Here is a 6,915-nt window from a genome sequence, read left to right as displayed (position 1 = left end):
AGGGGATCGGGCCAGTGAATCTGGTAAAGATCTATCCGGTCGGTGCGCAGTCTTCTGAGGGAATCGTCAATCTCCTTGCGTATCCTCTCCGGGAGGGAATTTCTGAATATTCCTCCCCTCTCCCACTCAAGCCCCACTTTGGTCGCGATTATCAGTTCATCCCTCATTCCGCTCTCGGAAACCGCTTCTCCCACGATTTCTTCTGAAAGACCGAAGCCGTAGATAGGAGCTGTGTCAATCAGATTCACCCCGTTATCAAACGCCTTGTATATCGTTCTTACGCATTCTTTCCTGTCGCTTCCTCCCCAGAGCCATCCTCCCATCGCCCAGGTCCCAAGGCCTATTCTCGACGAATTTATTTCCGTACCGGCAATTTCTACAAATTCCATTATCTCTTCCTCCCCTTCTTCATGGTTTTGGAAGATAAATCTTCCATCTCGCGGGTTACGTCCGCCAGCGAAAAAAGAAGGTCCCTTGCCTCAGTGGTCGAGCGGACCCTGTATTTGGCTTTTGACGGTCCGAAACCAACCTTTATGGAATAGGCATCTTCGGGAAGTTCCTCAAAAATGTCCTCATCCGTCCAGTCGTCTCCTATTGATATGATAAGGTCCCATTTTTTTGCTTTGAGCCACTGGGTAGCCGCCTTGCCTTTGTTTATGAAGGAACCCTTGATTTCCACGACCTTGTTTCCCTCAAGCACGCCGATCTCAAGATTCGCAGTTATATGCGAGAGCATATCCTTAAGCTCCCCGACTCTCACGATTGAGAGTGCCGGATCAACCTTTCTGTAGTGCCAAGCCAGGGAAAAATTCTTTTCCTCGATAAGCGATCCGGGGGTCCTGTCGACGAAAACTTCCAGTATGGGTCTTATTTCTTCCTTCCATCCCTCCGGAGCCATATCGGACATCTTCCACTTTCCGCGTCTTATCCAAAGACCGTGTTCGGCCGCAAGGCCGTTTGTCACATTGCCAAGCCAGTCGGTAAGAGTCTTTCTGTCTCTGCCACTTATGATGACAAGCTCGTTTTTCTCCCTCAAGGAAAGTTCCCTAAGAGCGGAATAGATTTCCGGGTCAGGTTTCGCATCCTGCGGATTATTCTTGAAGGAAACGAGAGAACCGTCGTAATCAAGCAGCAAAAGACACTTTTTGCTCGCCCTGTATTTTTCAATCAGTTCGCCTGTCATTTCCGGACTGAGTCTTCGGGCAAACATCTTAAGCTGTCTCCCTTTCGTTTCATCAAGCCTCTCCATGAAGTCCGCCGTCCATGTCCTGATATCGTATCTTCTGAGACGGCTCTGCATCGTCTTCATCCGCCTTTTCTGCTCCGTTTTGGTCATGGCAAGGGCGGTTTCGAGTGCCCGTGAAGTGGACTCCAAGTCATTGGGGTTTATGATTATTGCTTCGCTCAACTCCTGTGCGGTTCCCGCCATCTCGCCGAGTATGAGTACGCCCGCCTTGTTCTGTCTTGCGGCCACATACTCCTTGGCAATCAGGTTCATCCCGTCGCGAAGGGGAGTAATGAAAAGGATATCCGCCGCCAAGTAAAGGGAGATCAGATCCTCGAAACCGAAAGATCTGTACATGTAGTGAATGGGGTTCCAGCCGATCGTTCCGTAGCGGCCGTTTATCGCGCCGACCATATTGTCAACTTCGTTTTTCAGTATCTTGTAGTGAACAACTTCTGTTCTCGAAGGCACCGCGACAAGCAAAAGAACCACTTTTCCCATTATCTCTGGATTTTTTTCAAGGAAAAGATCAAATGCCCTCAGTCTCTCCGGAATTCCCTTTGAGTAATCAAGACGGTCTATTGAGAGAATGATCTTCTGATCGGTTCCCAGAAGATCTATGAACTCGTCTTTTTTTTTCTGAATGCTTCGTTTCTTTGGCGCAGAGGAAAATTTCTCGTAGTCGATCCCCATAGGAAAAGTATCGGTTCTTATCTCTCTCTCCCCGATTATAAACCTTCCGAGAGAATGCTCGTGTCCAAGTATCCTTCTTACGCTTTCGGCAAAATGCCTTACGTAGTCAAAAGTGTGAAAACCTATGAGATCAGCCCCTGTAAGCCCCTGTATTATTTCCCTGCACCACGGAATAAGCCTGAAAATTTCAGAAGACGGAAAAGGTATGTGCAGAAAAAAACCAATGCTTGATTTGGGCAGCTGCTTCTTCACAAGGTCTGGGACAAGCATCAGATGGTAATCATGAACCCAGATGTAGTCCCCTTCGCGGGCCACGTCGAGAATGGCAGCGGCGAACTTGGTGTTCACATTGATGTATGATTCCCAGAACTCTTTTTTATAGGTTCCGTACTGAACGAAATAATGGAAGATAGGCCATATTACTTCGTTGCAAAACCCTTGATAATAGTCTTTTACCTCTTCCGCGCTTAAACCCACGGGATAGAAATTTTCCTCCGCGAGCCGCCGCTCCATTTCCGAAACCTGCTCCCCGGACAGACTCCCGTAATCTATCCCCGACCATCCTATCCAGCATTTTTCGTAATCGGTATCAAGGGAACTGAGGCCCGTAGCCACACCTCCCACGCTCGGATCAAAAAAAAGCCTTCCGTTTTCCTCCCGAACGGTCGTCGGCAATCTGTTGGATACAATTATGAGTTTTTTCATGAAAACTTATTATAATAAACGGGTCAGTCGCAGGAATAATAACCAAAAGAAAACTTAAGGCTAGAAAGAACAGGTTCTCTGTATGAAAATATCAAACGCGGTACCGAAAATTCTTACCGTCCTTATTATAGCCCTGCTTGCTTACACCCTATGGAGTGGGCTTTCGGGGAAGGGAAATGTTCAAACCCCTTCACAGCTTGTGGGAAAACCCACACCCGAGTTCGCGCTGAAATCGTTTAGCGGTGAAAAGGTAAGGCTTTCTGATTTTCGGGGAAAAACCCTGCTTGTGAATTTCTGGGCATCCTGGTGTCATCCATGCAGAGAGGAGGCTCCCGCGCTTGAGAGAACTTACATGTCCCTTTCAGGCAATCAGGTTGAGTTCATAGGAATAAACATAATGGACGACAGAAAAAGCGCCGAGGAATACATAAAATCGTTCGGGGGAAGCTTCGTCAACATTTATGACCCGGAAAACAGGATACACCTGGATTACGGAGTGGGAGGGGTTCCGGAGACTTTTTTCGTAAACCCCGAGGGAATCATAACCGGCAAGCACAGAGGACCACTTACTGAAAAAATGATCATGAGCTATATAGAGAACGCAACTATCTACAACGAGCAGAGCCGGAGAACTGAAAACCCGTGAACTGTTTTTTTCGCAAGATCCTGAGCGCGGGGGTTTTTTTGTCCCTAGCCTTTTTTATCGCCTTCCAGGTGGATGCGGACACACTTGAAGACCAAATAGCCGAAATATCAGGAGAACTCATGTGTCCAGTGTGCGAGGGGCAGAGCGTTGCGGAATCAAACGCCCAGCTTGCCAGAGACATGAGGGCTGTCATAAAAACAAAACTGCTTGAAGGCAAGTCAAAGGAAGAGATAATAGACTATTTCGTCTCAAGCTACGGAGAAACTATTCTCGCGTCCCCCCCACCCAAAGGATTCAGCGTCATATTATGGCTTCTACCCGTGCTTTCTGTACTTATCGGCGCGGCAATAATCCTGAGAACGATTTACTCATACAAAGTCGAGGAAAAAAAATAGCCAAAGAGAGAATCAGTCGAAAAACTCTCTACATGCCTCAAGTATCGGGGCATCCCCTCTTTCGGAGTCAAACCACTTTATGTCTTCATCCGCGCGAAGCCAAGTGGACTGCCTTTTGGAAAACCTTTTCGTATCCGTCTTTATTTTTTCAACCGCCGTCTTCAAATCAAGCCGACCGTCCAGAAATTCGTTTATCCGTTTGTAACCTATAGACTGCATAGGCTTTAAGTCGGATCCGTATCCCTTGGCCCTTATAGCTTCTACTTCTTCAACCCAGCCGCGGTCGATCATTGCGTCAACCCTTTCGTCTATAGCGCGGCGCAGCCGCTCCCGCTCCCCGAGGAGACCTATCTTAAGCGCGTTAAACCTCTGTTCTGCAAAACCGTGGCGCTGATGATGATCCGACATGCGCTCTCCCGTAGTATGATATACCTCAAGTGCCCGCTCAATTCTCACGTAATCGTTCGGATTTATCCGTTCTGCGGACACCGGGTCTACAGACCGAAGTCTTTCGTAAAGCGGCGTTACTCCTTTTTCATCCCTCTCTTGTGCGAGGCGCCTTCTGAATTCCTGATCAACCTCAACACCTTCAAGAAGCCCGTGAAGAAGAGCCTTTACGTAAAGAAAAGTTCCCCCGACGACAACTATTTTCCTGTCGCCCTCAACGAGCCTGCTGATGCGATCAAGGGCAAGCCTCATGTACATACCGGCGTTAAAATCCTCATCGGGGTCCGCAACATCTATGAGGAAATGGGGAATCCCCCGTCTTTGCTCCTCGGTGGGTTTGGCGCTTCCTATATCGAAATACCTGTAGACCTGAACAGAATCGGCGCTTAGGATGCAAGCGCCTGTTCTGGCAGCTATTTCAAGCGCCATTTCAGTCTTGCCCGAAGCCGTCGGCCCCAAAACAACAACCAGCTTCGGTTTTTCCCGGGAAAGACTCAACTGTGCGGGTTAGTCGGAAACTCTGTAGTCTTCTATATTTTGGTCAAGCGCGGCCTTTCTGCTGAGCCTCACCCTGCCGTCACGCTCAACCGCGAGGCACTTTACGAGAACCTCGTCCTTTTCGTTCAGGATATCGGTTACCTTTTCGACCCTGCGGTTTTCAAGTTCGGAGATGTGCAGAAGCCCGTCTTTTCCCGGACCAAGCTCGACTATCGCTCCGAAATCCAGAATGCGCTTAACCACGCCGACGTACAACTTGCCGGCGACTATATCCTCAACGATTCTTTTTATGATGCCCTCGGCCTTCTTGCAGGCTTCGTAGTCCGGGGAGAAAATCTTGACCAGACCATCATCCTGTATATCTATCTGCGCTCCCGTGTCCTCGACTATCTGCTTTATAGTCTTGCCGCCGGAGCCTATAACAACCTTGACCTTATCCGGCTTTACCTGGATCGTAAGGATTCTCGGAGCGTATTCGGAAAGCTCTTCTTTGGGTCTGCTAATCACCTCTTCCATCTTCCCGAGAATATGCATTCTGCCATCTTTTGCCTGAGCAAGTGCAGTTGTGAGAACATCTTCGTTTATGCCAGTTATCTTAATATCCATCTGCAAAGCGGTAATACCGCTCTGGGTGCCGGCCACCTTAAAATCCATGTCCCCAAGGTGGTCCTCATCACCAAGAATATCAGAGAGAACGACGAAATTGTCCCCTTCCTTTATAAGTCCCATAGCTATGCCGGCCACGGGGGCACTTATAGGCACGCCCGCGTCCATAAGAGACATCGAGGAACCGCACACAGTCGCCATCGACGAAGAACCGTTTGATTCAAGTATTTCGGAAACGATCCTGATAGTGTAGGGAAAATCCTCTTTATCCGGCAAAACGGGTTTTATCGCCCTTGCGGCAAGTGCACCGTGCCCTATTTCTCTTCTGCCGGGACCCAGCCGGAAGCTCGTCTCTCCGACGGAGTAGGGAGGAAAATTGTAATGCAGCATGAAACTTCTTGTCTGGTCGCCTTCAAGCGCGTCTATTCTCTGCTCGTCGTATGAACTTCCCAAGGTCGTGACGACTATGGCCTGGGTTTCCCCGCGGGTAAAGAGCGCCGAACCATGGGTTCTTTCAAGAAGACCCACTTCACCCCATATGGGCCTTACCGTCGTGTAGTCCCTTCCGTCAGGTCTCGTGCCCTCTACTATCTTGCTTCTCACTGAGTCTTTGATCAACTCATCAAACGCCTTGTCAATCTTGGATTTGTCTTCCGGGCGTTCCTCAATCAGTTTTTTTACCGTTTCTTCATAAGCTTGGTTTATAAGTTTCTTTCTACCGTCCTTTGAATCAGCCACTATCCCCTGCTCAAGAGAAGGGAGCGCAGATGAACGAACCTCGCTTTCAAGCGCATCATCCGTTTCGACAGCGGGAACCTCTCTTTTTTCCTTCCCGATTCCTTCAACGAAACGGTTCTGGAAAGAAGCGATTTCCTTAATCCCGTCATGGGCAACCATAAGAGCTTCGACCACCTCGGCCTCGCTTACTTCCTTCGCGCCACCCTCTACCATCACAATAGCATCTTCTGTGCCCGCGACAGTTATCTCCATAGTGCTGGTCTCAAGCTGCTCGGGAGAGGGGTTTATAACAAGCTCGCCGTCCACTTTTCCGACGGTAAGAGCCGCTATGGGTCCGGCAAATGGTATATCTGAGACCATGAGCGCCGCTGAAGACGCTATTACCGACAGAACGTCCGTAGCGTTTTTACCGTCAGCGGAAATAACCGTAACTATAACCTGGGTGGAATAAGAAAAGCCTTTGGGTATAAGCGGCCTTACCGGCCTGTCAATAAGCCTTGACGTAAGGATTTCCTTTTCACTGGGACGCCCTTCCCTCTTAAAATAACCTCCGGGAATTTTCCCGGCTGCGAATGATTTTTCCTGATAGTTAACCGTAAGCGGCAAAAAATCATCTTCTATTTTTTCTTCCGAAGCAACAACCGTGGCAAGCACCGTAGTTCCTCCGCAGGAAGCGAGCACCGCCCCGCTTGCCTGCTTGGCAAGCCTTCCTGTTTCAAGGCGCAGCTTAGCTCCGAACAGATCCGCTTCCATCTCTCTTAATTGTTCAGTCAATTCATTTCCTCCAAATATTACTTCCTTATCTTCTTAGTCCAAGGGTCTCAATCAGCTTACCGTACTCCTCCGGTCTCACTCTCTTTACGTAATTGAGCAGTTTTCTTCTCTTGGCAACCATGGAAACCAGTCCCTTTCTTGAATGGTTATCCTTGGGCGCTCTTTTCACATGCTCGGACAGTTCCTGT

The 6,915-nt window shown here is 48.9% G+C and carries 7 protein-coding genes; 2 read left to right on the top strand and 5 right to left on the bottom strand.

Annotated features, from left to right (window positions below; genetic code table 11):
• Both OXG10_04265 and OXG10_04260 read right to left on the bottom strand, forming a co-directional pair.
• The coding region (locus OXG10_04265) for an aldo/keto reductase (protein MCY3826584.1) at positions 1-389 on the bottom strand (389 nt) is incomplete at its 3' end.
• Entirely contained in the window at positions 389-2,623 is a 2,235-nt protein-coding gene (locus OXG10_04260; protein ID MCY3826583.1) for a bifunctional alpha,alpha-trehalose-phosphate synthase (UDP-forming)/trehalose-phosphatase, read from the bottom strand. The genes OXG10_04265 and OXG10_04260, both read right to left, overlap by 1 nt.
• Positions 2,624-2,705: 82 nt before the next feature.
• Between OXG10_04260 and OXG10_04255 the strand changes: the two genes are divergently transcribed.
• Complete coding sequence (locus OXG10_04255; protein MCY3826582.1) at positions 2,706-3,269, top strand: TlpA disulfide reductase family protein; 564 nt, start codon at positions 2,706-2,708, stop codon at positions 3,267-3,269.
• Positions 3,266-3,664, top strand: a complete 399-nt coding sequence (locus tag OXG10_04250; GenBank protein ID MCY3826581.1) for a cytochrome c-type biogenesis protein CcmH — start codon at positions 3,266-3,268, stop codon at positions 3,662-3,664. Before OXG10_04255 ends, OXG10_04250 begins: the two co-directional genes overlap by 4 nt.
• Before the next feature lie 12 nt (positions 3,665-3,676).
• On the opposite strand, the gene miaA is transcribed toward OXG10_04250, so the two are convergent.
• The 3 genes from miaA to OXG10_04235 are packed head-to-tail and all read right to left on the bottom strand — an operon-like array spanning position 3,677 to position 6,908.
• Entirely contained in the window at positions 3,677-4,609 is a 933-nt protein-coding gene (miaA, locus tag OXG10_04245; protein MCY3826580.1) for a tRNA (adenosine(37)-N6)-dimethylallyltransferase MiaA, read from the bottom strand.
• A gap of 9 nt (positions 4,610-4,618) precedes the next feature.
• The gene (gene pnp / locus OXG10_04240; protein ID MCY3826579.1) at positions 4,619-6,706 is read right to left on the bottom strand and encodes a polyribonucleotide nucleotidyltransferase; all 2,088 of its coding nucleotides are present in this window, start codon (positions 6,704-6,706) and stop codon (positions 4,619-4,621) included.
• 46 nt (positions 6,707-6,752) lie between these two features.
• Positions 6,753-6,908, bottom strand: a complete 156-nt coding sequence (locus OXG10_04235; protein MCY3826578.1) for a 30S ribosomal protein S15 — start codon at positions 6,906-6,908, stop codon at positions 6,753-6,755.
• Positions 6,909-6,915 lie beyond the last annotated feature (7 nt).

The sequence above is a fragment of the Candidatus Dadabacteria bacterium genome (genome assembly GCA_026706695.1).
GTDB lineage: Bacteria > Desulfobacterota_D > UBA1144 > Nemesobacterales > Nemesobacteraceae > Nemesobacter.
This window is presented reverse-complemented; position numbering and strand designations above follow the sequence as displayed.

What these genes read in the sequence shown, in the direction of transcription:
- OXG10_04260 (MCY3826583.1), bottom strand. Translation starts at nt 2,623, where the DNA reads ATGAAAAAACTCATAATTGTATCCAACAGATTGCCGACGACCGTTCGG.
- OXG10_04255 (MCY3826582.1), top strand. Translation starts at nt 2,706, where the DNA reads ATGAAAATATCAAACGCGGTACCGAAAATTCTTACCGTCCTTATTATA.
- pnp (MCY3826579.1), bottom strand. Translation starts at nt 6,706, where the DNA reads ATGGAAGCGGATCTGTTCGGAGCTAAGCTGCGCCTTGAAACAGGAAGG.